The organism is Streptomyces sp. CGMCC 4.7035 (genome assembly GCF_031583065.1).
Classification (GTDB): Bacteria; Actinomycetota; Actinomycetes; order Streptomycetales; family Streptomycetaceae; genus Streptomyces; species Streptomyces yaanensis.
On the sequence record NZ_CP134053.1, the window covers coordinates 5,125,001 to 5,148,526 of the forward strand.

The following is a 23,526-nucleotide window of genomic DNA, read 5'->3' on the forward strand; positions in this document are numbered from 1 at the left end:
GCCGAACCCTGCGCTGGGCGTGCGCGGTCTGCGGACGCTGCTCGACCACCCCGATGTGCTGCGCACGCAGCTGACCGCGCTCGCGAAGGCCGCGGAGGGGCTTCCGGTCTACCTCGAGGTCATGGCCCCGATGGTCGCCGACCGCGCCGATGCGAAGGCGTTCGCGGACGCGTGCCGCGAGGCCGGGCTTCAGGCGAAGTTCGGTGCCATGGTGGAGATTCCGTCGGCCGCGCTGCGGGCGCGCTCGATTCTGCAGGAGGTCGAGTTCCTGTCGCTGGGGACCAACGATCTCGCGCAGTACACGTTCGCCGCCGACCGTCAGGTGGGTGCGGTGTCGCGTCTGCAGGACCCGTGGCAGCCCGCGCTGCTCGACCTGGTCGCGCTGTCCGCCGAGGCGGCGAAGGCCGAGGGCAAGAGCTGTGGTGTCTGTGGTGAGGCCGCGTCGGACCCGCTGCTGGCGTGTGTGCTGACCGGTCTGGGTGTCACCTCCCTGTCCATGGGCGCGGCGTCGATTCCTTATGTCCGGGCGACGTTGGCGAAGTACACGCTGGCGCAGTGCGAGCGTGCCGCGGCGGCCGCGCGCGCCGCCGACTCTGCCGACGAGGCGCGCACCGCGGCTCAGACGGTACTGTCCGGCGAGTAGCCGGGACGCGTCGCCGATTCGACCGTCGAGCGGTGAGGGGCGCTCCACCTGTGGGTGGGGCGCCCCTTGCTCGTTCAGACGCCCTGCGGCTGCTCAGTGGCTGCGGGTCCCGTGTTCATCAGCGGGTCCCGTGTTCATCAGCGGCTCCCATGGGTCGGTTCAATGGGTGTGGCCCGTCGGGGGGCCGTCGTCCCCGAGGTCGGGTGGTGCGCAGTAGTCGACGCCGGATTCCGGGGAGACCAGGTCACCGGACTCGACGTCGGTGCAGTAGGCGTCGAATACCTCTCCGGCGGTGAGCGGTTCCAGTCGTTCGCCGCGCAGGCGCCATCCGTAGACGCGGTCGCTCGTGTCGGGTGCGGTGGTGCGCATGACGAGTCCGCCGACACCGTGGGTGGCGATGCCCAGGGCGAGGACCGTGGTGAACTCGAGCGCCTCGGTCTCGTCGAGGCTCGTCGTGCCGTCGGGGTCCGCGTCGGCGTGGAGTACCGCGACGAGTGTCTCGGGTGCTGCCGTGACACTGCACACGAGGTGGCGGTGGCCGGGACTCGCGGTGTCGAGGATGCGGGTGAGGAGACGGGAGGCGTGGGCGAAGGCGGCGCGTCCGATGTCCTCACCGCAGGCGGCGCAGTCGCCGAGGTGGGCCAGCACTGTGGTCGCGTACTGCCAGGTGGCGTGTCGTACGGCTTCGTCGACCAGGTCCGGAACGAGTTCGGCCAAGGGCTGCCCCTCGTACGGGACGGTCGGTCCCGTTGCGGCCAGTTCCGCTGTGAAGCGGGTGCGGCTGGACGGGGCGTCGGGTTCCAGGCCGCTGTCGGCGCAGAACTCCGCGTACTCCTGCGGGTCGAAGAGGGCGACCGTGGTGTGGCGGCCCTGGGCGGCGAGGGTCCTGAGCAGGGTTTCCACCTGCTGCAGGTAGGCCGTGTGGTCGTCGAAGCTGAAGGTGCGGTAGCGCCGCATCGCGGTGAAGTCGTGGTCGTCGGTCAACAGGCCGATGGTGCCCGCGATTTCGCGGCGCAGGACGCGTCGCATGGTCTGGTGCTCGGTGTGCCGCATGTTTCCCCCTGCGTACAGTCGATCAATGCTCACTCACAGTAACTGGTGGCACTGACAGCGCCTGCCGGCCCGGGGCTTCGCCTGTGCGGGGCGGGTCCCGGGCCGCTGCGGTTCTGTGGCTCTGCTGCGGGGTGTTCAGGCGCGCTTGCGGGCCAGGTCCTCGTAGAAGTGCAGCAGGTCGAGGTCGTCGATGGAACTGGGGTTGACGGCCTTCTCCAGGGGGGTGCCCTGGAGGAGCCGCTTGACCGGGACCTCGATGCGCTTGCCCGTGAGGGTGTGCGGGATACCCGGGACCTCGATGATCTCGTCGGGGACGTGGCGCGGTGAGAGCTGTTCGCGGATGGTCTGCTTGATGTGGTTCAGCAGTGTGTCGTCGAGTACGGCGCCTGGGGCCAGATGGACGAAGAGGGGCATCCAGTAGCCGCCGTCGGGCTGCTCGATGCCGATGACGAGGGACTCCTTGATCTCGGGAAGGCGCTCGACGGCTTCGTAGATGTCGGCCGAACCCATGCGGACGCCCTGGCGGTTGAGCGTGGAGTCGGACCGGCCGTGGATGATCACGGAGCCTCGGGAGGTGACCGTGATCCAGTCGCCGTGGCGCCATGCTCCGGGATACATGTCGAAGTAGCTGTCGTGGTATCGGCTGCCGTCGGGGTCGTTCCAGAAGTGGATCGGCATCGAGGGCATCGGGTTGGTGACGACCAGCTCGCCGACCTCGTCGATCACGGGTTCGCCGCTGGAGTCCCAGGACTGCAGGTCGGTGCCGAGGCCGGGCGCCTGGAGTTCGCCGATGTACACCGGGACGGTCGGCACGGCTCCCGCGAAGCAGGAGCAAACGTCCGTGCCGCCGCTTACGGAGGCGATCCACAGGTCGTCGCGGACCTCGTCGTGGAGCCAGCTGAAGCCGTCCGGGGGCAGGGGCGAGCCGGTCGTGGCCACGCACTGCACGCGGGCGAGGTCGTAGTCGCGCGCCGGGTGCACGCCGGCCTTGCGGCAGGCCATGACGTACGCCGCGGACGTGCCGTAAACAGTGGCCCCGGTGCGTTCGGCGACCCGCCACTGAGCGCCCATGTCGGGATAGCCGGGGCTGCCGTCGTACAGGACGACCGTGGTACCCGTCAGGAGGCCCGAGACGAGGAAGTTCCACATCATCCAGCCGGTGGACGTGTACCAGAAGAGGCGGTCCTGGGGGCCGAGGTCGCAGTGCAGGCCGAGCTGCTTGAGGTGCTCGATCAGGATGCCGCCCTGGGACTGGACGATGGCCTTGGGCAGGCCGGTCGTGCCCGAGGAGTACAGCACCCACAGCGGGTGGTCGAACGGGACCTGTTCGAAGAGCGGCTCGACGTCCGCCGAGGTCAGGGCCGACCACTCCAGGGCGCCTTCGGGGGCGTCGGTGCCGAGCAGCGGGATGTGGACGACGGCGCGCAGGGTGGGCAGTTCGCGGCGCAGTTCGGCGACGATGTCACGGCGGTCGTGCTCCTTTCCGCCGTAGCGGTAGCCGTCGACCGCGAACAGGACGACGGGCTCCACCTGCTGGAAGCGGTCCAGGACGCTGCGGGCTCCGAAGTCGGGTGCGCAGGAGGTCCACACCCCGCCGACGGCGGCCGTGGCGAGGAGGGCGACGACGGCCTGCGGGACGTTCGGAAGGTAGCCGCTGACCCGGTCACCGGGGCGCACACCGAGGGCGCGCAGCTCGGCGGCGAGGGAGCCGACCTGACGACGCAGTTCGGCCCAGGTGACCGGGCGGGGCTGGTGGGTCTCGTCGACGGCCAGGAGGGCCGGCTCGTCGGCACGGGTGGTCACGGCACGCAGAGCGTGTTCGGCGTAGTTCAGGGTCGCCCCGGGGAACCACTCGGCGCCCGGCATGGAGCGGCTGCCGAGCACGCGCGCGTAGGGCGTGGAGAACCGTACGTCGAACCACTCCGTGACGGCCTTCCAGAAGGTTTCCAGCTCGTCCACGGACCATCGGTGAAGCGCCGCGTAGCCGCCCTCGGCGGGGGCTCCATGGCGTTCGGCCGCCCAGGCCTGGAACCTGGTGATCTGTGCCCGGGCGATGCGCTCGGCGTCGGGCTGCCAGAGTGGCGTGGGGTTCGCTGAGGTCATGGGGCGGCTCCCGGACTGTGCGCGTCGTGTGCGTGGGTCGCGCACGAGCAGGGGTGTGCGCGTTACGCGGCTGACACGGACGATGCCATGTGATCGACTTCTGCACCAGGGTGCGCCCCACATAGTCGTCATCGTGAAGATGTGCTCTTGCCACGGGTGAACGACAGTTGAACGGCGCCCCTGTACGGGGATGTCAATGGCAGGGTGAGCAGTATGGACGGTCGTGACCTGGTGCGTTCGGTGAAGGCGGTCGGCTCGGGGGGTGCGGCACTGGGTTTGCGCACAGTGCGAGCCGCGTGGCGCAGGAGGCGTACCGACGCGACCGGGTTGCCGCGGCGGGGTGCGGAGCGGGCGCGGGTGCCCGGTCCCGTGGAGGGTGCGGAGCCCGGGCCCGGCGGCGGCGTCGTGCGGTTCGCCCGGTCCGAGCTGCGAATCATGGTCGCTGTGAACGGGGCGGTGTTCTGGGGCTGGGACGGGGCCGGTCCCGAGCCGTCGTACGCGCTCGCCGGCGGCAGCCCTGAGCCGGATCCGCGGGCCGTGCTGGAGCCGGACAAGGACGGCGGCTGGCGGGTCGTGGCGGAGCGCGTCACGGTCGTCGTGTCACGGCACGGCGCCATCGAGGTGTGTACCCCCGGTGGCGTGACCCTGCGCCGGGATCTTCCGCCCCGGTGGTGGGAGCCGGCGGACGGGGGCGGTGCGCGGTGGATGCAGCGGTCCGAGGTGATGCCGGACGCGCGGTTCTTCGGGCTCGGCGGGCGGGCCACGGGTCCGCGGTTGCGCGACGGAACGTATCGGCTGTGGAACACGGACCCCGGGGAGCCCTTCGTCCCGGGCGACGACCCGCTGTACATCACCATGCCGGTGCAGATGGTGGTCGCCGACGCGGCCACGCATCTCGCGTTTTACGACAGCTCGTGGGACGGCACGGTGACGTTGCGCGAGGGCGGGGAGGGCGCGGGCTCGGGTCACGACCGGGCCGGCACCTGCGAGGTGCGGTTGGACGGCGGACCGCTGCGTTGCTGGGTGATGGTGGGTACCCCCGCGCGCGTACTGCTCGTCTGGGCGTCGCTGACCGGTGCGCCCGCCCTTCCTCCGGCGTGGGCGCTGGGGCACCATCACGCGCGGTGGGGGTTCGGCACCGAGCAGGAGGTGCGACGGATCGTTGCCGGATACCAGGAGCGCGGTCTTCCGCTCGACGCCGTCCACCTGGACATCGACCACTACGACGGCCACCGGGTGTTCACGGTGGACCAGGATCGTTTTCCGAAGCTTCCGGTGCTCGCCGAGGAACTGCGCCGGGACGGGATCCGCCTGGTGTCCATTGTCGACCCCGCGGTCAAGGCCCAGCCGGGCGACACCGTATACGACAGCGGGAATGCCGAAGACGCGTTCGTACGGGATGCGTCGGGGCGTGTCGTCGAAGGGGTCGTGTGGCCCGGGAAGGCGGTCTATCCGGACTTCACTCACGCGCGCGTACGACAGTGGTGGGGCGGGCTGTACGAGGAGCGTCTCGCTCAGGGCTTCGCGGGTTTCTGGCACGACATGAACGAACCCGTGTCGTTCACCGCCTTCGGGGAGAACACCCTGCCCCGCTCGGCCCGGCACGCGCTGGAAGGCCATGGCGGTGACCACAGGGAGGCCCACAACGTGTACGCGCTGTGCATGGCGCGGGCCGCGTACGAGGGTCTGCGTGAACTCGCCCCTGAGGAGAGGCCGTTCCTCTTCTCGCGTTCGGGGTGGGCCGGAATGCAGCGCTACGGGGGGACCTGGTCGGGAGACGTGGCCACGGGCTGGCCCGGATTGCGCGCGTCGCTGTCACTGGTGATGGGGCTGGGGCTGTGCGGGGTGCCGTACTCCGGGCCGGACGTGGGCGGCTTCGACGGGAGTCCGTCGCCGGAGCTGTACCTGCGCTGGTTCCAGCTGGCCTCGTACCTGCCGTTGTTCCGTACACATGCGAGTCTGCGGGCGGGGCGCCGGGAGCCCTGGGAGTTCGGCGACGACGTGCTCGAGCACGCGCGCGTGGCGCTCGCCGAACGGCGTCGGCTGCTGCCGTACTTCGTCACTCTGGCGCATCTGGCACGACGCACGGGAGCGCCCTATGTACGGCCCTTGTGGTGGGGCACACCCGAGGACCGGGCGCTGAGGGACTGCGAGGACGCCTTCCTGCTCGGCGACAGCCTCCTGGTGGCACCGGTGCTGGATCCCGGCGCGGACCGGCGGGCGGTGCTGCTGCCGCGGGGGCGCTGGTACGACACGGCGACCGAGGAGGCGTACCAGGGGCCCGGCCAGGTGCTGATCGACGCTCCGTTGGCGCGGATTCCGGTGCTCGCACGCGCGGGCGCCGTCCTGCCCGTGCTGGGTGAGGACGGTGGTCTGGAGCTGGAGGCGTGGGCGCCCGCGCGGGGGCGGTCCGGGGGCGGGCTGGTGGTGCCGGACGCGGGTGACGGCTGGGACGAGCCGGAGATCGAGCGGTATGTCACGCGGTGGAAGGGCAAGCGGGTGGTCGTCCGGCGGGACGGGGACGACGGCCGGAGCGAGCCCTTGTATCCGGTACGCATACGGGGCCTCGACCGCAGGTGATTCGGGCGGTACGCGGGAGGGGTGCCCCGCGTGTGATGAGGGCGGTACGCACGGAGGGTCCCGGCATGATTCGGGCGGGACGGGCGCAGACGCCGTCCCGCCCGTGGCTCACACGTACCGGCCCTCGAACCATCCCTGTACGACGAGCGTGTGCAGGGGGAAGGCGAGTTCGGTCGGCCGGCGCAGCAACTGCCAGCCCTCCGTCTCGACCGTTCCGGCCGACGGCGGCAGGTCGGCGGCCGGGCGCTCGGGGAGGAGCCCGAACAGCAGCAGATGACCGTCGGGCGAGCTCATCGCGTCGACGAGCCGCACGTCGCGGCTGGCCGCGTCGATGCCGGTCTCTTCCTTGAGCTCACGGACGACGGCGTGCCGCCAGTCCTCCCGGTGATCGATGAAGCCTCCGGGCAGTGCGGTGCCGCCGCGCGCGGGAGGGATGGCTCTGGTGATGACGACCAGGGCGGTTCCCTTGGTGTCGTAGACGGGCTGGAGGGCCACCGCGACGGGCAGCGGATTGCGGTAGGCCACCGTGCCGCAGGCGGCGCAGGTGCGCGGCCAGCCGGAGATGCCCTCTCCGTAGGACGTTCCGCAGCTCGAACAGTGGGAGTCCGGCACGACGTCGGCGGATGGGAACGGGGAATCGGACACGTGGCGGACTGTATCCGATTACCTGGAGGGCGTCTTCCGGAGGCGCTCAGGCGGAGGACGTGAGCGAATGCAGGGACACCGGGAAGTCGAAATAGGTGTCCGGGTACGACTCCGGCTTGTAGGTGTAGTGCCACCACTCCTCGGCCAGGTTGACGAATCCGAGGTTCTCCAGAGTGCTCTTCAGGAGCTGACGGTTGGCACGCTGCTCACCGACGATCCGGGGGTCGTCGGTGTGGGCGAGGGTGTCGAAGCAGTCGTAGCCCGTCCCCATGTCGACGGAGTTGTCCGGGAAGCGCTCACCCTCGGGCGCGTAGCACGGCACGAGCGGCTCGCCCGGGGCGTACGGCCGGGTCGGCCTGGCCGGCAGCCGCACGATCGTCAGGTCCATGGTGGAGCCCCGGCTGTGTCCGGACTTCTCCGCGATGTAACCGTCCGCGAACAGGCGGGTCTTGTCGACCTGCGGATAGAACTCCGCCTTCATCCTCTGGTCGTCGAGGTCCTTCGCCCAGCGCACGAAGTGGTCGACGGCGCGCTGCGGCCGGTAACAGTCGTACACCTTGAGCGTGTAGCCCTCGCTCAGCAGCTTCATCTGGGCCTTGTGGAGGGCTTCGGCAGCCGGGCGGGTGAGGATGCACAGGGGCTGTCGGTAGCCGTCGATGCGCTCGCCGACGAAGTTGTGCGGGGTGAAGTACCGGATCTCCTGGAGGATCGTCGGGTCCACGGAGCTCAGTGCCACGAAGTCCGCGGGCGCCTTGGGTTGCGCAGTCGCCTGGGCGGTGGCCGAGGTGGACGCGACGGCCAGGAGTGCGGCGAACGCGGTGACGAGGCCTCGTACCGCGACAGAAAAACGTGTCATGTCCGTTGCATTTATCAGGCGTTGGGCCGCGCGGGGAAGGCGACACGCTCCGCGCCCGTTCGGGGGACGGGGGATGACGGGAACCACCCACGCTGATTCTTGCCCCAACGCCCCAACGCCCCGACGCTCCGGGCCGGGACGGCCGGCGCGGATTCGCTACGACGCCTGCCCATCTTCCGGGCCCCGTGGCACACTTCTGACGATCCGTCAGATGCATCGGTTTACCTTGGGGAGGGACCGTGTCACATACCCGCACACCTGCGGTGGCCGGATGGTTCGCCGGCGAAGGGGACGACTTCCACCTCCTCGGCACGCGGTGTTCGGCGTGCGGCTCGGTGTTCTTCCCGCGCGAGGACGCGTTCTGCCGCAACCCCGGGTGCGGGGGCGACTCGCTCACCGAAGTGCAACTTTCCAAACGAGGGCGAATCTGGTCGTACACGGATACCCGATACCAGCCACCATCACCCTATGTGACGAATCCGGAACTTCCGTGGGAGCCCTACGCGTTGATCGCGGTGGAACTGGAAGCAGAGCGGCTCGTGGTGCTCGGGCAGGCGGTTCCGGGGGTGACCGTCGCCGATCTGGTGGTGGGCATGGAGGTGGAGGTCGTCCCCGGCGTGCTGAACGAGGACGCGGAGACGACCTGGACGACATGGCACTGGCGGCCGACGGGGGTGGCGGTATGACGGACGACGTGGCGGTGCTCGGCGCGGGCATGCACCCCTGGGGCAAATGGGGACGCAGCTTTGTCGAATACGGCACGGTGGCGGCGCGCGCGGCGCTCGCCGACGCGGGGGTCGACTGGCGGGACGTCGGCTCGATCGTGGGCGCGGACACGGTGCGGGGCGGCTATCCGGGGTACGTGGCGGGGGCGACGTTCGCCAGGGCGCTCGGCTGGCAGGGGGCACGGGTCGCGAGTGTGTACGCGGCGTGCGCGTCGGGGGCCCAGGCGGTCAACGCGGCGCGGACTCAGATCCTTTCGGGACTCGCGGACGTGGTGCTCGTGGTCGGGGCGGACTCGGCACCCAAGGGGTTCTTCCGACCGGCGGGCGGCGACCGACCCGACGATCCGGACTGGCTGCGGTTCCGGGTCCTTGGGGCGACGAATCCGGCGTACTTCGGGCTGTACGCGCGCCGGCGAATGGCCGTCCACGGAGATACCGTCGACGACTTCGCCCAGGTCAAGGTGAAGAACGCGGCCTTGGGGGCGCTGAATCCGAACGCCCGCTACCGCAAGCGGGTCACCGCCGAGGAGGTGGCCGCCTCCGCGGTCGTGGCCGATCCGCTGCGGCTGCTCGACATCTGCGCGACCTCGGACGGCGGGGCTGCACTCGTCCTGTCGAGCATGGAGTTCGCACGACGGCACGGGGCGGCGGAGCCGGTGCGGATCCGGGCGCTGTCCACGGTGACGCCGCGCTATCCCAACACCGTGCTCGACCTGCCCGACATCGCAACGGACTCGGCGGTCGCGGTGGAGCCGGCCGACGAGACGTTCCGTGCGTCGATCGCGCGCACCGCGTACGAGGAGGCGGGTATCGGGCCCGAGGACCTCTCGCTCGCCGAGGTCTACGACCTGTCCACCGCCCTGGAGTTGCAGTGGTACGAGGATCTGGGGCTGTGCGGGGCGGGCGAGGCGGCGAAGCTGCTGCGGGAAGGAGCCACTTCGCCCGGTGGGCGCATACCCGTCAATGCCAGCGGTGGACTGGCGTCCTTCGGAGAGGCCGTTCCGGCGCAGGCGATCGCCCAGGTGTGCGAGCTGGCCTGGCAGTTGCGCGGAGCCGCCGGTGACCGGCAGGTGGCGGGGGCGCGGGTGGGCATCTCCGCGAACCAAGGGCTGTTCGGGCATGGTTCCGCTGTGATCGCGGTGCGATGATCCGGCACCGCGCAGCCCCTGTGCGGCCCAGTCGCCGGCCCGGCCGAGCAGGCCGCCTCGGCCTCCGGACGGCGGTCGCCTCCCGCCCCGCGACCGCCATCGGCACGCTCCGTGATCGGCCGGGAATCCTGTGTGAACAGCTCATGAACTGCGCCTCGGCGTGCGCCGGCGGCGTCATCATGCTCCCGTGCCCTCCTGGACGGATACTCTCCGCTTCGCCTTCCAGCCGGTGGTCAATCTGACGACCGGAGGGGTCGCGGCGCTGGAGATACTCGCTCGTCCGGAGACCGGCGACGTCCTCGCGCAGGCCCGCCGAGATCCCGAACTCGACGGGAACGTGGCGGCGTTGGCAGTCCGTGCGGCGGCTCGGAAAGAGACCCTGCTGCCCCTTCACGTCAACGTGTTCGCCGCGACCCTCGCCGATCTCGGAGGGCTCGCCGCGCTGCGGGATGCCGTGCGCTCGGCGGGGCGGCTGCCGTGGGAGGTGACCGTCGACGTCGGCCCGCCGTACACGCACGTGCCGCATCAGGCGCTGCTGGAAGCCGTCGCCGTACTGCGCGGCGAGGGCTTCCGGGTCTGCGCGGATGGCGTCGGCGACGGCGACGTACCGCTGCGGCTGCTCACGGACCTGGCGCCGGACCTGATGAAGCTCGACGTGTCCCTGCTGACACGGCCGTCCGCGGTGCGGGCCATGCGGACGCTGTGCGAGCAGTTGGGCGCGCTGCTGTCCGTCGAGGGTGTGGAGACCGAGTCGCAGTGCGCCGCCGCGCGGGTGGCGGGGGCGCAGTTGGCGCAGGGCGACCTGTTCGCGCCGCCGTCCCGGCTGCCCGTGGTGGACGTATACGTTCCGACGCCGCCCCCTTCCGTGGTGGCGACGCCGCGCACCGGGCCGTCGGTGCGGCAGTTCGTACGGCCCGGCGCACTGCTGCCCGCCACGGCCTCGGCCGGGCAGGTACGGGCGCTGCTCACCGGGTCGCCCGAGGTGTCCGGAGTGCTGCTGGTGGACCCGGCCGGGGTGCCGGTCCGTTCGGTGCATCGCTCACGGTTCCTGCTGTCGCTGTCGGGACGCTACGGGCATGCGCTGTACGCCGACCGGCCGGCCTGGAAGCTCGGTGACCCGCCGCGTACGGTCGGAATCGACGCCACCGCCTGGGAGGTGCTCGACGTGGTGGCGGACGGCCGGCAGGACCGCGCCTCCGACGACGTGGCGGTGGTCGACCGCGACAGGCGGTGCGTGGGGATCGTACGGCTCGCGGATCTCGTACGGGCGCTGGCCGAGAGCCGGGTCGAGGAGGCGGCGGGACTCAATCCGCTGACGCGGCTGCCCGGCTCGGACGCGATCACCGGTGAGGTGGACCGACGGATCGCGGACGGGCGGATGTTCGCGCTGAGCTGGCTGGACGTCGACCACTTCAAGCAGGTCAACGACGGGGCGGGGTTCGCGGCGGGCGACGAGCTGATCCGGGCGGTGGGACGGGCGTTGCAGGGCGCCGCGTCCGGCAGCATGCGTGTGGGGCACATCGGCGGGGACGACTTCCTGGTGCTGGCGGATCCGGACGGCCTCGATCCGCTGGCCACCTCGGTGCTGGACGCGCCCTGGTCGGCCGGCGGGCGCACCGTCACGCTGTCCCTGGCCACGATCCTGTGCGCACCGGGAAGCGTGGCGGACCACCGGCAGGCGGCCGCTTGCCTCGCGCCCCTCAAGCAGGCCGCGAAGGCGCTGACCGGGGCGAGTTGGGTGCTGGGCCGGGCGGGGCTGCCGGGCCATGAGATCCGTCGCGGCTCCGCGGCGGCACCGGCCCAGGCGGGCGGGCCGGTGCGGGGCTGAGATCCGCGCGCTGGTTCGTCAGGGAGCCGCCCGGGCACCCGAGCCCGTCCCGCGCCGAGATCCGCCGCGGCTGGGAAGCGGCAGCCGGCCCGCCACCCGAGCCGCAGCGAGGCCAAGTCCTCCTGGGCCCGGCAGCGGCACCCGATCAGTGGCGCCTTCACAGCCCGTCCCAACCGTTGTCGTCCCCGACCTTGACGCTCTCTGGGCGCAGGGGAAAACTTCCGGATGTCAGTCGGCATCGCCGTATTCGGGCGTATTCAGATGGCGCGCCCCTCCGGCCCACGCCAGCAGGTCGGGCCGTCCCCCACGGGCGATTCCACTGGACAGGCACGCTCGTCACGGACGCCGGGTGGGGCGCGGGATCTTCCCTGCCTTCGGCTGAAGTCGCCAAGGGAAACGCACCCTGCACGGAGGACGGACACGGGGCGGGACCGCCCCGGGCGAGGGCCTAGGAGCCGCCATGACCCATGGAAGCATCTTCGTCGGCGAGTTGATCGGAACGGCCATACTCATCCTGTTCGGCGCCGGTGTCTGCGCCGCCGTCACCCTCAACTACTCCAAGGCCAAGGGCGCGGGCTGGATCGTCATCGCCTTCGGCTGGGGCTTCGGCGTCCTGGCGGGCGCGTACACCGCCGCCCCGAAGTCCGGCGGGCACCTCAACCCCGCGGTGACCATCGGCCTCGCCATCGCCGACATCACCAAGTGGGGCGACGTCCCGTACTACCTGCTGGGCCAGATGGCGGGCGCGATCCTCGGTGCCGTCCTGACCTGGCTGCTCTACTTCGCGCAGTTCCAGGCCAACGCCGAGGAGGACAAGGCCCTGCCCACGCTCGGGATCTTCTCCACCGCCCCGGAGATCCGCAATCCGGTCGCCAACCTGATCACCGAGATCATCGCGACCGTCGGCCTGGTGCTGCCCATCCTGTTCTTCGGCAAGAACCTCGGCACCGGCATCGGCCCGATCCCGGGTACGACGGCGTACGGGTCGGGTATCGGAATCCTGCTCGTCGCCCTGCTCGTCGTGGGCATCGGCCTCTCCCTCGGCGGGCCCACCGGATACGCGATCAACCCGGCCCGTGACCTGGGCCCACGCATCACCCACGCCCTGCTACCCATTCCCAACAAGGGGACCTCGGACTGGGGTTACGCCTGGATACCAGTGGTGGGACCGCTGATCGGCGGGGCGCTGTCAGCGCTTGTGTACAAAGCAGCCTTCTGACCCTTTGACGAAGGGGACGTCATGACGGACAACGCCCAGAAGTACGTCGCCGCGATCGACCAGGGCACCACGTCCAGCCGCTGCATCATCTTCGACCACGGCGGCGCCATTGTCGCCGTCGACCAGCGCGAACACCGCCAGATCTTCCCCAAGCCCGGCTGGGTGGAGCACGACGCCACGGAGATCTGGTCCAAGGTGCAGGCGGTGGTCGCGGGTGCGATCGCCAAGGCCGGGCTGCGCGCCGACCAGCTCAGCGCGCTCGGCATCACCAACCAGCGCGAGACGACGGTGCTGTGGGACCGCGCCACGGGCAAGCCCGTGCACAACGCGATCGTCTGGCAGGACACCCGGACGGCCGCACTGTGCAACGAGCTCGGCGGCTCCGACGGGCAGGATCGCTTCCGCGAGCAGACGGGGCTGCCGCTCGCGAGCTACTTCTCCGGACCCAAGGCGGCCTGGCTGCTCGACAACGTGCCCGGCCTCAGGGCCCGCGCCGAGCACGGCGAGATCGCCTTCGGCACCATCGACTCCTGGCTGATCTGGAACCTGACCGGCGGCACGGACGGCGGACGGCACGTCACCGACGTCACCAACGCCGGACGCACGATGCTGATGAACCTGGACACCCTCCAGTGGGACTCCTCGATCCTGTCCGCCATGAACGTCCCGGAGGCCGTCCTGCCGGAAATCAGGTCGTCCTCCGAGGTGTACGGGACCGCCGTGGGCCAACTCGCAGGCGTCCCCGTGGCATCGGCGCTGGGCGACCAGCAGGCCGCAGTGTTCGGACAGGCCTGCTACGACGTGGGCACCGCGAAGAACACCTACGGTACGGGCAGCTTCCTGCTGCTCAACACCGGGAACCGGCCGGTCCCGTCGAAGAACGGGCTGCTGACGACCATGGGCTACAAGATCGGTGACGAGGCGCCGGTCTACTGCCTGGAGGGGTCGATCGCGATCACCGGCGCGCTGGTGCAGTGGTTCCGCGACCAGCTCGGCATCATCCGTACCGCGGACGAGATCGAGCCGCTGGCGGCGAGTGTCGAGGACAACGGCGGGGCGTACGTCGTCCCGGCGTTCTCGGGCCTGTTCGCGCCGTACTGGCGCTCCGACGCGCGCGGCGCGATCACCGGGCTGACCCGGTACGTCACGAAGGCGCACCTCGCGCGGGCGGTGCTGGAGGCCACGAGCTGGCAGACGCGCGAGGTCGTGGACGCCATGTACCAGGACTCCGGGGTACAGATCACCACCCTGAAGGTCGACGGCGGCATGACGAAGAACAACCTGCTCATGCAGCACCAGGCGGACGTGCTCGGCGTGCCCGTGATCCGTCCTCAGGTCTCCGAGACGACCTGCCTGGGTGCCGCGTACGCGGCCGGCCTCGCCACCGGGGTCTGGAACGACCTCGACGAGCTGAAGTCGCACTGGCAGAAGGACGTCGAGTGGACTCCCGCCATGGAGGCTTCGGTGCGCGACCGCGAATACCTCAACTGGCGCAAGGCCGTGGAGAAGAGCTTCGGCTGGCATGAGGACGGAGTGTGAGAAACGCGCTCCACGCGCGCGTGTGCCCCGTGTGAGGCACGGGCGCGTGCACGGCTGCGGCTCGTACCCCGGTCGGCGGGGGTACGAGCCGCACGTGCGCCTCCACGGGATCAGGTGGTGACGCTCTCCCGGCGGTCGGCCGCGTGCGCCATGGCGTGCCGGACGACCTCGATCAGCACCTTCTTGGCCGACTCGCGCTCGCGGGCGTCACAGAGGACGACCGGCACGCCGTCGTCGAGGTCGAGAGCCCGCCGCACGGCATCAGCGGGGTACCGGGCCGCGCCCTCGAAGCAGTTGACGGCGATGACGAACGGGATGAAGCGTCGCTCGAAGTAGTCGACCGCGGCGAAGCAGTCCTCCAGGCGACGGGTGTCCGCGAGGACGACAGCGCCCAGGGCGCCGGAGGCCAGTTCGTCCCACAGGAACCAGAAGCGGTCCTGGCCGGGTGTCCCGAAGAGGTACAGCACCAGGTCCTCGCGGACGGAGATGCGCCCGAAGTCCATGGCGACGGTGGTGGTGTGCTTGCCCTCCACCCCACTGGTGTCGTCCACCGGCAGGCCCGCCTCGGTGAGTACCTCCTCGGTGCGCAGCGGCCTGATTTCGCTGACCGCGCCGACGAGCGTCGTCTTGCCCACGCCGAAACCGCCGGCCACGAGGATCTTGAGGGTGACGGGCTCGACCGGAGGCTTGCCGCGCTCACTGCGCCCGAAGATCATCGTTCTCTTCTCCTGCTTGATGGGAATCGGTCGGCGGCGGTCCGTAGCCTCCGCCGCCGGGGGTTTCGACGAGCAGTACGTCGCCGGGTCCGACATCTGCCGAATCACTGCCCTCGAGATGCAGCACGGTCCCGTCCGCGCGCTCCACGCGGTTGGCGCCGAGCGCCCCGGGCTCGCCGCCCGCCATACCGTAGGGCGGGACCCTCCGGTGCTGGGAGAGCGTGGAGACGGTCATGGGCTCCTGGAAGCGAATACGGCGCACGGCGCCGTCCCCGCCGCGCCAACGGCCGGCACCTCCGCTGCCGTACCGTACCGCGAACTCGTCGAGCAGGACCGGCAGACGCCATTCGAGGACTTCGGGGTCGGTCAGGCGCGAGTTGGTCATGTGCGTCTGCACGACGGGCGCACCCGGGAAGCCGTCACCCGCGCCGGAGCCGGAGGCCACGGTCTCGTAGTACTGGTACCGGTCGTTGCCGAAGCTGACGTTGTTCATGGTGCCGGAGCCCTCGGCCTGCACACCGAGAGCCGCGTACAGGGCGCCGGTGATGGCCTGTGATGTCTCGACGTTTCCGGCGACGACGGCGGCCGGCGGCTCCGGCGCGAGCATGGAGCCGGGCGGCACGACGATGTCGAGGGGACGCAGACAGCCGTCGTTGAGGGGGATGTCGTCGGCGACGAGAGTGCGGAAGACATACAGGACGGCGGCGTTGACGACGGAGAAGGGAGCGTTGAAATTGGTGGCCAGCTGCGGGGACGTGCCGGTGAAGTCGACGGTCGCGCGACGGTTCTCCCGGTCCACGCGCACACGGACGCGGATGACGGCGCCGGAGTCGGTCTCGTAGGCGTACTCGCCGTCGTCGAGGGCGTCGATGACGCGGCGGACCGCTTCCTCCGCATTGTCCTGGACGTGCTTCATATATGCCTGGACGACGTCGAGCCCGAAGTTCTCGATCATGTGGCCGACTTCGTCGACGCCCTTCCGGTTGGCGGCGATCTGGGCGCGCAGGTCGGCGAGGTTGGTCTTCGGGTTGCGCGACGGGTAAGGCGCCTCGGCGAGCAGACGGAATGTCTCCTCCTCGCGGAAGCGGCCGTTCTCGGCCAGCAGCCAGTTGTCGAACAGGACCCCCTCTTCCTCGATGGTCCGGCTGTGCGCGGGCATGGACCCGGGCGCGATGCCGCCGATCTCCGCGTGGTGACCGCGGGAGGCGACGTAGAAGAGGATCCGCTCACCCTCCGTGTCGAAGACCGGGGTGATGACGGTGACGTCGGGCAGATGGGTGCCGCCGTGGTACGGGTCGTTGACCGCGTAGGTGTCGCCGGGGCGCATGCTGTCGGCGCGCCGCCGGATGACCTCTTTGACGCTGGTGCCCATGGAGCCCAGGTGCACGGGGATATGGGGGGCGTTGGCGACCAGGTTGCCCTCGGGGTCGAAGAGGGCGCAGGAGAAGTCGAGGCGTTCCTTGATGTTGACGGACTGGGCGGTGGACTCCAGCCGGGCGCCCATCTGTTCGGCGATGGACATGAACAGGTTGTTGAAGACCTCCAGCAGAACCGGGTCGGCTTTTGTGTCGAGGTCGGAACTCTCCGTAATCGCCACGCGTTCCATGACCAGATGCCCGTCGTCGGTCGCCGCGGCCCGCCAGCCGTCGTCGACGACGGTCGTCGCACTGGCCTCCGTGATGATCGCGGGGCCGGTGACGCTTTCGCCGGGGGGCAGGTGCTCCCGGCGGTGGAGAGGTACGTCGCGCCAGGCGCCGCCCGTGTGGAGGCGGACGGTCTCGGGGGCGGCGGAGCGGCCTTCGTACGGGGCGAGGGCGGAGAGATCGGGGGGTTGGGTGATGCCGGTGGCTTCCACGGAGAGGGCTTCGACGACGATCGGGCGGTCGAGCGTGAAGGAGTACGTGGCGCGATGACGTTCTTCGAAGGAGTGCCTCATCGTGTCGGGCTCGGTCAGCTCGACGGTGAGGGTGGTGTCGGTGCCGTCGTAGCGCAGCTGGGCCCGGCGGGTGACGCGGATGCGGTCCTCGGGCACGTCCTCCGCGAGGAGTTCGCCGCGGGCGGCGCTCTCCAGGTCGTCGGCGGTCTTGCGGACGCCGGGCATCGAGGTGGGATCCAGGGGTGCCTCGACGGACTGTTCACGCATGGCCGTGGTGTCGGCGAGCCCGATGCCGAGCGCGGAGAGCACACCGGCCATGGGTGGTACGAGGACGGTGCGGATGCCCAGGGAGTCCGCCACCATGCACGCGTGCTGACCGCCTGCTCCACCGAAGGTGGTGAGCGCGTAGCGGGTGACGTCGTGGCCCTTCTGGACCGAGATCCGCTTGACGGCGTTGGCGATGTTGGCGACGGCGATCTGCAGGTAGCCCTCGGCGACCTGTTCGGGGGTGCGGTCGTCGCCCGTCCGCTCGCGGATCTGGTCCGCGAGCGCGGCGAACCGCTCGTGGACGAGCGCGTCGTCCAGGGGCTGGTCGCCGTCCGGGCCGAACACCCTGGGGAAGTGCGCGGGTTGGATGCGGCCGAGCATCACGTTGGCATCGGTGACGGCAAGCGGGCCGCCGCCCCGGTAGCAGGCGGGCCCCGGGTCCGCGCCCGCCGAGTCCGGCCCTACGCGGTAGCGGGACCCGTCGAAGTGGAGGATCGAGCCGCCGCCCGCCGCGACCGTGTGGATGTCGAGCATGGGCGCCCGCAGCCGGACTCCGGCGATCAGGGTGGTGAAGACGCGTTCGTACTCACCGGTGAAGTGCGAGACATCCGTGGAGGTGCCGCCCATGTCGAAGCCGATGACGCGGTCGAAGCCGGCGAGCTGCGACATCCGGGCCATGCCGACGATGCCGCCCGCGGGCCCGGACAGGATGGCGTCCTTGCCGCGGAACTGTCCGGCCTCGGCGAGCCCGCCGTTGGACTGCATGAACATCAGCCGTACGCCTTCGAGTTCGTCGGCGATGTGCTGGACGTAGCGGCGCAGGACGGGCGAGAGGTAGGCGTCGACGACGGCGGTGTCGCCGCGCGGGACCAGTTTCATCAGAGGGCTGACCTCGCTGGAGAGCGAGATCTGCGGGAAGCCGGTGCGGGCGGCCAGCTCGCCGATGGCGCACTCGTGGGCGGGGTGGAGATGGCTGTGCATGCAGACCACGGCGAGCGCGCGGATCCCGTCGTCGTACGCCTCGTGCAGCGGCCCGGCCAGTGCCTCCAGATCGGGGGCGCGCAGCACGGTGCCGTCGGCGGCGACGCGTTCGTCGACCTCGACGACCCGCTCGTACAGCAGCTCGGGCAGTTCGATGGCACGGGCGAAGATGCTCGGGCGGTTCTGGTAGGCGATGCGCAGGGCGTCGCGGAAGCCACGGGTGACGACCAGGAGGGTGCGCTCACCCTTGCGTTCGAGGAGGGCGTTGGTGGCGACGGTGGTGCCCATGCGGACGGCGTCGATGGGACCCGCGTCGTCGAGGAGTTCGCGTACGCCCGCGACGGCCGCGTCGGCGTACCGGTGGGGGTTGTCCGACAGCAGCTTGTGCGTGAGCAGGCGGCCGTCGGGGCGGCGCGCGACGATGTCGGTGAAGGTGCCGCCGCGGTCGACCCAGAACTGCCAGCCCGTGGTCACGTCCGTCTCTCCGATCGCGCTGCTCGGAACCGTGTCCGCAGGGTGCTCGGCCCGCTGCGGTTGGTCGTCGACGATCGGTCAGATCATAACGGGAGGGACGTCTCGGCGCCGGTCCGCGCGCGGGCGGGTTCGGCGTTGCCCGCTCGTGCACGAGGGTGCCCCGGACCTCCGGTCCGGCTCCTCCGCGAACGCCTCGCGGCGCTCGCGGAGGGCCGTCGGTCGAACCACCCCTCACAGGGCCCGCAGGCCGCTGATGACGTCGCGCAGGATGCTCTCGTCCACCAGCTCGGCGGGCGGCACGGGACGCGACACATGCACCAGTTCCTCGTCCACGAGGTCGCCGACGAGGACGCGCACCACGCCGACGGGCAGATCGAGTTCTGCGGCGAGTTCGGCGACCGACTGGGGGGTGTCACGGCACAGCTCGACGATGCCCACGTGCTCCGGGGACAGCGACGGGTCCGCCTCCGGGTCGTCCACGTCCGCTTCCGTGACGACCACCGCGATCAGGTCGAGGCGGTGCTGGAACGCATGGGTGGTGCGGCCTCGCGTCATGGCGTACGGACGGACCACCGGTCCGGCCTCGTCGTCGAACCAGTGGCTGCTTCCCTGACCGTCTCCGCTCATGCCATCCCACTACCCGCCCGCGGGCAGATCGGTGCGCGGAGCGGACCCCAGATGTACGCCGACCCGCTTGACCAGCAGCGTCATCTCGTACGCGACCTGCCCGACATCGGATTCGGCGTCCGCCAGGACGGCGAGGCAACTGCCGTCGCCGGCGGCCGTGACGAACAGGAAGGCCTCGTCGAGTTCGACGATGGTCTGGCGGACGCCGCCCGCGTCGAAGTGCCGGCCGACGCCCTTGGCGAGGCTGTGGAATCCGGAGGCGACCGCGGCCAGGTGCTCGCTGTCCTCCCGGCTCAGCTCCTTGGAGACCCCTGTGGGCAGGCCGTCGCTGGAGAGCACGAGCGCCTTGCGGATGCTGGCGACGCGCTCCACCAGGTCGTCCAGGAGCCAGTTCAGCTCTCCCGACGCCTTGCTGCTCACGATGGATCCTGCGGCCTTCGGTGCGGTCATCGACCGTCCCCCTTTGTCGTTCCTCTTGCTGAGCCGTCCCGGGCCTCGTCGCCCGCGGCGTTCTCCTCGCGGCCGCGCTGCCAGCCCCGCTGGAGCGAGGCAAAGCGGCTGCGGACCTCGTCGGCGTCGCGCTCGGCGAGACCTGCCCGGTGCGCGGCGCGGGACCGCTCCCGTTCGGCGCGCCGGTCCGGGTCTTCCTTCAACTGCGGGGCCAGGCTGGCCTGCCGGATACGGCGGGGCAGCGCGGCCGCGCCCGATTCTGCCGGTCCGGCCGCCGCGTCCCGGCGCGGAGTGGTCCCGTCCGGGCCGGCCGGGGGCCGGGTGCGGCGCCGCTGAGGCAGGGCGGGGGCCTCGGGACGGTCACCATGCAAACGCGTGGCGCCTCCGGTGAGTTCCCCTGGGCGGCCGAAAGGCGTCTTGTCCTCCTGAAGCCCCGTCATGCCCCGGTCGATCGGATGCGGTTCCTCGTCGGCTGCCTCGCCCCGTGGCCCGGCTTCCCGCACGGGGCGGCCGTGCGAGCTGACGAGCTTGGGGGTCTGGCGGCGCGGCAGCGGGACCGGGCCGCCCGGGTGGTCGGTGTCCCCGGGGAAAGCCGGTTCGCGCCGTCTGTCGCGTGCCTGCTGGTGCTGCTCCCCCGGGGCGTCCGCGAGGGAGCGGCGCGGCCGGAACAGTCCCCCGCGTTCGCTGTCCTCGTCGCCGAGGGCGCCCGGGAAGTCGTCGAGTGCGTCCAGGTCGACCGGTGCCTCCAGTTCGACCGGCCCGTCCAGGATCGACACCGGTAGGCCGGGCAGCTTCACCGGCACCTGGGACAGTGCCGACGTGCGGTCCTCCCCGGTCCGGGATTTCTTGTCGGGCATCGCGCGGTCGAGACGGAAGCCGATCCCGTTGGTGTCCGGGACGTCGTCGGTGAGCAGCGTGTCGGGGATGAAGACGACGGCCGTGGTGCCGCCGTACGGGGACGGCTGGAGGGAGACGCGGACGTTCTGCCGCTGGGCGAGCCGGCTGACCACGAAGAGGCCGAGCCGGTCGGTGTCGGAGAGCTCGAACTCGGGGGTCTCCGCGAGCCTCAGGTTGGCCTCCAGGAGCGCCTCCGCCGCCATGCCGAGGCCACGGTCGTGGATCTCCAGCGTGAAGCCGTTGGCGACACGTTCGCCAAGGACCTGCACGGCGGTGTGCGGCGGCGAGAACACCGTGGCGTTCTCCAGGAGCTCGGCCACCAGGTGGGTGAGGTCGGCCACCGCGGGCCCGGTGACGGCGACGCGGGGCAGTCTGCGCACCTCGATGCGCTCGTAGTCCTCGACCTCGGCGACGGCGGCGCGCACCACGTCCATGAGCTGGATGGGCTTGCGCCACTGCCGGGAGGGAGCGGCTCCGGACAGGATGACCAGGCCCTCGGCGTGGCGGCGCATGCGCGTGGTGAGGTGGTCGAGACGGAAGAGGTCGGCGAGTTCGTCGGTGTCCTCGGTCCGGCGCTCCATGGTGTCGAGCAGGGTCAGCTGCTTGTGCAGCAGGACCTGGCTGCGGCGGGCGAGGTTGACGAAGACCTCGGCGACCCCGGCGCGGAGTTCGGCCTGTTTGACGGCGGCCTCGACGGCGGCGCGCTGGAGGGTGTTGAGTGCCTGTCCGACCTCACCGATCTCGTTCTTGTCGTACTCCAGGCGCGGCGCCTCGGTCTCGACGTCGATCTGTTCCCCCGCCGAGAGACGGCGCATCACGCTGGGCAGCCGCACCCCGGATGCCTCATGGGCCTCCAGGCGCAGCCGGCGCAGATCGCGGATGAGGGCGCGGCCGATGCGTACGGACATGATGAGCGAGACCAGCAGGGCGACCAGGCCCAGGACGCCCGCGACGGCCGCCTTGACGATGACGTCGACGGCGAGGGGGCGGACGCGGTCCTGGTAGCGGTCGCCCGCCTGGGTGCTCATTTTGTCGAGCCGGTCGAGCACTTGGCCGGCGACCTCGTCCCAGCTCTTGGCGGTCACACCGCGCGGGGTGCCGGGAGTGGCATTGATGACGGTCTGCTCAGCCACGCGCAGGGGGGCGGTGTCGGCGTTCTTCCAGTAGTGCTGGAAGCGTTCGCTCTCCGAGCCGGGCAGCAGCGCCAGGCTGACGTCGTACATCACGGCGCGCTGGGCGACGAGGTCGGAGACGGCGTGGATGTCGTCTCGGGTGATCCGGCCGGCGACGAGCGCGGAGCTCAGGAGGGAGTCCTCGCGGGAGAGCAGCTCGCGGGCGCGGGAGACGCCGACGAGGGCCCGTCCCTGTTTGTCCATCTCCACATTGTCGAGGGCCTGAAGGTTGGCCAGGAGCGTGAAGCAGGGGTCGATCAGCCGGTTGTAGAGGTCGAGGACCTGGGAGCGGTTGACGGTGCCGTCCTCGACGCTGCGGCGCAGCGACTTGAGGCTGTCGAGGGCGTCCATGATCGAGGTGAGGCGCTCGGTGGCGCCCTGCCCCATGTCGTCGTGGAGGTCCTCGTCCTTGCTGTTGCGGCGGAGCTTCGAGACGACCTGGTCGGTGGCCTCACGGCTGCGGCGCAGCGCGGCGAGGGCGTCGGAAGCGCGCGGGTCGGCGAGGTAGACGAGGGTCTGGCGGCGCTCCCGTTGCAGGACGCGGACGGTGTCCTCGGTGGGGTAACCGACCTTTTCCACGACGGACGAGACGTTGAACAGCGACTGGGCCGCACGGCCGGTGAGTACGGTGGCGAAGGCCCAGATGGCCGTCAGGGACAACAGCGGCACGAGGAGCAGCGCCACGATCTTCCGGCGGATGGACTTCCCGCGAAAGCGCATGGCCTCCCCCAGCTCGCCCCCCTCCGGCCCGGGGGTACACATGTGCGTCAACAAACGGCGTGAGCCTACTACTGACACACAGGTATCTCGAAGGACCGACCCGGGCGCACCACCCACGGACAGCGAACAGGACATGGGTAGTTGTCCCGCCATTGCGGGAGATTGCCGCCCTGGAACGCGCATGCGGCGCAGGAGGTCATTCGACCAGGAACCCGGGCGACTTGGCCGGAATTTTTCCTTCATCGGGAATCTTCACGCAACGTCGATCGTCTTCCTGTACGGGAATCGGGGGCGGATTCGGGCCACAGGTGCCGCGTGCCGCGCTCAGGCGGCGTAAAACAGCGCAAGCCGGGCAGCCACTGGGGAGCCGGGGTCCGATGACACCGGGACGAGCGGTCTGCGGGCGGTGGGGAGTGACGAGATGATGGGCACGGCGGAGCGGCGGGAGGCGCCGGGGGCGGGCACGGCGACGCCCATGGGGACGCGACGGAGCCCACAGGCACCGGAGCGCGGTTCTACGGCGGGCCGGCGGCACACCACGACAGCTGAGCAGCGGTTTCGGGCGCCGCAGTACCGGCCGTTGTGGACCGAGGAGCCGGCGCGTCGGCGGCGGCTGCCGGACCCGGTGCGTACGGCGGCCGTGCGGGCGGTGCTCATCATCGCGGTGACACTGATCCAGGCGGTGATCGCCTTCCTGTGCACGCTGGCCGGCTCCTGGCTGGCGTTCCCCATGGTGCTGAGCAGCGTCGCCAGCACAGTGGTCGCGACGTGGGGCGTGCTGGACGTCTGGGTGACGCGCCAGGTGTGGAACCAGCGCAATGGCGTGGTGTCGGCCCCGAGCAGCACGGCCCGGGCACTGCGCCGGGAGCGCCGCCTGACTCGCCGTCAGGCTCGGACCGCCGAGCGGGCACAGGCGCGGATACGCAGGCAGGGCGGGACCGGGCAGCTGTCGCACCCGTGATCGCGTGTGCGGGGACAAGGGTGCGCCCCCGCCGCCACCTGGTGGC

The 23,526-nt window shown here is 70.8% G+C and carries 17 protein-coding genes (1 of these 17 running past the window's edge); 8 read left to right on the top strand and 9 right to left on the bottom strand.

Annotated elements, in window-relative coordinates; translation table 11 throughout:
* Positions 1-643: the 3' end of a phosphoenolpyruvate--protein phosphotransferase gene (gene ptsP, locus Q2K21_RS22295; protein ID WP_310773855.1), read on the top strand. 1,028 nt of this gene lie to the left of the window's left edge; only the last 643 of its 1,671 coding nucleotides appear in the window; the start codon falls outside the window, past its left edge; its stop codon occupies positions 641-643.
* Positions 644-802: 159 nt separating this feature from the next.
* Here the strand turns inward: ptsP and Q2K21_RS22300 are convergent, their stop codons facing one another.
* Positions 803-1,696 (bottom strand): hypothetical protein, encoded by an 894-nt coding sequence (locus tag Q2K21_RS22300; RefSeq protein WP_310773858.1) that lies wholly within the window; start codon positions 1,694-1,696, stop codon positions 803-805.
* A gap of 135 nt (positions 1,697-1,831) precedes the next feature.
* Positions 1,832-3,799: an acetoacetate--CoA ligase gene (locus tag Q2K21_RS22305; RefSeq protein WP_310773861.1), complete on the bottom strand. Its 1,968-nt coding sequence runs from the start codon at positions 3,797-3,799 to the stop codon at positions 1,832-1,834.
* A 213-nt stretch (positions 3,800-4,012) separates the two neighbouring features.
* On the opposite strand from Q2K21_RS22305, the gene Q2K21_RS22310 reads away from it, so the two are divergent.
* On the top strand, positions 4,013-6,379 hold the full coding sequence (locus Q2K21_RS22310; protein ID WP_310773865.1) for a glycoside hydrolase family 31 protein: 2,367 nt from the start codon (positions 4,013-4,015) through the stop codon (positions 6,377-6,379).
* A 108-nt stretch (positions 6,380-6,487) separates the two neighbouring features.
* Here the strand turns inward: Q2K21_RS22310 and Q2K21_RS22315 are convergent, their stop codons facing one another.
* Both Q2K21_RS22315 and Q2K21_RS22320 read right to left on the bottom strand, forming a co-directional pair.
* Positions 6,488-7,024, bottom strand: a complete 537-nt coding sequence (locus Q2K21_RS22315) for an NUDIX domain-containing protein (RefSeq protein ID WP_310773867.1) — start codon at positions 7,022-7,024, stop codon at positions 6,488-6,490.
* A 46-nt stretch (positions 7,025-7,070) separates the two neighbouring features.
* Positions 7,071-7,880, bottom strand: coding sequence for a M15 family metallopeptidase (locus Q2K21_RS22320; protein WP_310773871.1), 810 nt, complete (start codon positions 7,878-7,880; stop codon positions 7,071-7,073).
* Between the two features lie 239 nt (positions 7,881-8,119).
* On the opposite strand from Q2K21_RS22320, the gene Q2K21_RS22325 reads away from it, so the two are divergent.
* The 5 genes from Q2K21_RS22325 to glpK all read left to right on the top strand — a co-directional run bounded on the left by Q2K21_RS22325 (position 8,120) and on the right by glpK (position 14,339).
* Positions 8,120-8,566 carry a Zn-ribbon domain-containing OB-fold protein gene (locus Q2K21_RS22325; protein ID WP_310773874.1) on the top strand — a complete coding sequence of 149 codons (447 nt, stop codon included), beginning with the start codon at positions 8,120-8,122 and terminating at the stop codon, positions 8,564-8,566.
* Entirely contained in the window at positions 8,563-9,753 is a 1,191-nt protein-coding gene (locus Q2K21_RS22330; RefSeq protein ID WP_310773877.1) for a lipid-transfer protein, read from the top strand. The genes Q2K21_RS22325 and Q2K21_RS22330 overlap by 4 nt, the downstream gene beginning before the upstream one ends.
* Positions 9,754-9,940: 187 nt before the next feature.
* Complete coding sequence (locus Q2K21_RS22335) at positions 9,941-11,581, top strand: GGDEF domain-containing protein (RefSeq protein ID WP_310773880.1); 1,641 nt, start codon at positions 9,941-9,943, stop codon at positions 11,579-11,581.
* Positions 11,582-12,041: 460 nt separating this feature from the next.
* Positions 12,042-12,800 carry an MIP/aquaporin family protein gene (locus Q2K21_RS22340; RefSeq protein ID WP_310773884.1) on the top strand — a complete coding sequence of 253 codons (759 nt, stop codon included), beginning with the start codon at positions 12,042-12,044 and terminating at the stop codon, positions 12,798-12,800.
* A gap of 21 nt (positions 12,801-12,821) precedes the next feature.
* On the top strand, positions 12,822-14,339 hold the full coding sequence (gene glpK, locus Q2K21_RS22345) for a glycerol kinase GlpK (protein ID WP_310773886.1): 1,518 nt from the start codon (positions 12,822-12,824) through the stop codon (positions 14,337-14,339).
* 110 nt (positions 14,340-14,449) lie between these two features.
* Here glpK and Q2K21_RS22350 read toward each other — a convergent pair whose 3' ends face one another.
* The 5 genes from Q2K21_RS22350 to Q2K21_RS22370 all read right to left on the bottom strand — a co-directional run bounded on the left by Q2K21_RS22350 (position 14,450) and on the right by Q2K21_RS22370 (position 22,519).
* On the bottom strand, positions 14,450-15,055 hold the full coding sequence (locus Q2K21_RS22350) for a GTP-binding protein (RefSeq protein WP_310773889.1): 606 nt from the start codon (positions 15,053-15,055) through the stop codon (positions 14,450-14,452).
* Positions 15,036-18,653, bottom strand: a complete 3,618-nt coding sequence (locus Q2K21_RS22355; protein ID WP_310773891.1) for a hydantoinase B/oxoprolinase family protein — start codon at positions 18,651-18,653, stop codon at positions 15,036-15,038. Before Q2K21_RS22355 ends, Q2K21_RS22350 begins: the two co-directional genes overlap by 20 nt.
* A 231-nt stretch (positions 18,654-18,884) precedes the next feature.
* On the bottom strand, positions 18,885-19,280 hold the full coding sequence (locus tag Q2K21_RS22360; RefSeq protein ID WP_310773894.1) for a DUF742 domain-containing protein: 396 nt from the start codon (positions 19,278-19,280) through the stop codon (positions 18,885-18,887).
* A gap of 9 nt (positions 19,281-19,289) precedes the next feature.
* Positions 19,290-19,730, bottom strand: coding sequence for a roadblock/LC7 domain-containing protein (locus Q2K21_RS22365; RefSeq protein ID WP_310773897.1), 441 nt, complete (start codon positions 19,728-19,730; stop codon positions 19,290-19,292).
* Complete coding sequence (locus Q2K21_RS22370; RefSeq protein ID WP_310773900.1) at positions 19,727-22,519, bottom strand: nitrate- and nitrite sensing domain-containing protein; 2,793 nt, start codon at positions 22,517-22,519, stop codon at positions 19,727-19,729. The genes Q2K21_RS22365 and Q2K21_RS22370 overlap by 4 nt, the downstream gene beginning before the upstream one ends.
* Before the next feature lie 424 nt (positions 22,520-22,943).
* Between Q2K21_RS22370 and Q2K21_RS22375 the strand changes: the two genes are divergently transcribed.
* Entirely contained in the window at positions 22,944-23,480 is a 537-nt protein-coding gene (locus Q2K21_RS22375) for a hypothetical protein (protein ID WP_310781164.1), read from the top strand.
* The last annotated feature ends 46 nt before the right edge of the window (positions 23,481-23,526 follow it).

Coding starts and splice junctions, on each gene's coding strand:
- Q2K21_RS22320 (WP_310773871.1), bottom strand. CDS start 7,880: ATGACACGTTTTTCTGTCGCGGTACGAGGCCTCGTCACCGCGTTCGCC.
- Q2K21_RS22375 (WP_310781164.1), top strand. CDS start 22,944: ATGGGCACGGCGGAGCGGCGGGAGGCGCCGGGGGCGGGCACGGCGACG.
- Q2K21_RS22365 (WP_310773897.1), bottom strand. CDS start 19,730: ATGACCGCACCGAAGGCCGCAGGATCCATCGTGAGCAGCAAGGCGTCG.
- Q2K21_RS22305 (WP_310773861.1), bottom strand. CDS start 3,799: ATGACCTCAGCGAACCCCACGCCACTCTGGCAGCCCGACGCCGAGCGC.
- Q2K21_RS22310 (WP_310773865.1), top strand. CDS start 4,013: ATGGACGGTCGTGACCTGGTGCGTTCGGTGAAGGCGGTCGGCTCGGGG.
- glpK (WP_310773886.1), top strand. CDS start 12,822: ATGACGGACAACGCCCAGAAGTACGTCGCCGCGATCGACCAGGGCACC.
- Q2K21_RS22340 (WP_310773884.1), top strand. CDS start 12,042: ATGACCCATGGAAGCATCTTCGTCGGCGAGTTGATCGGAACGGCCATA.
- Q2K21_RS22330 (WP_310773877.1), top strand. CDS start 8,563: ATGACGGACGACGTGGCGGTGCTCGGCGCGGGCATGCACCCCTGGGGC.
- Q2K21_RS22360 (WP_310773894.1), bottom strand. CDS start 19,280: ATGAGCGGAGACGGTCAGGGAAGCAGCCACTGGTTCGACGACGAGGCC.
- Q2K21_RS22370 (WP_310773900.1), bottom strand. CDS start 22,519: ATGCGCTTTCGCGGGAAGTCCATCCGCCGGAAGATCGTGGCGCTGCTC.
- Q2K21_RS22350 (WP_310773889.1), bottom strand. CDS start 15,055: ATGATCTTCGGGCGCAGTGAGCGCGGCAAGCCTCCGGTCGAGCCCGTC.
- Q2K21_RS22300 (WP_310773858.1), bottom strand. CDS start 1,696: ATGCGGCACACCGAGCACCAGACCATGCGACGCGTCCTGCGCCGCGAA.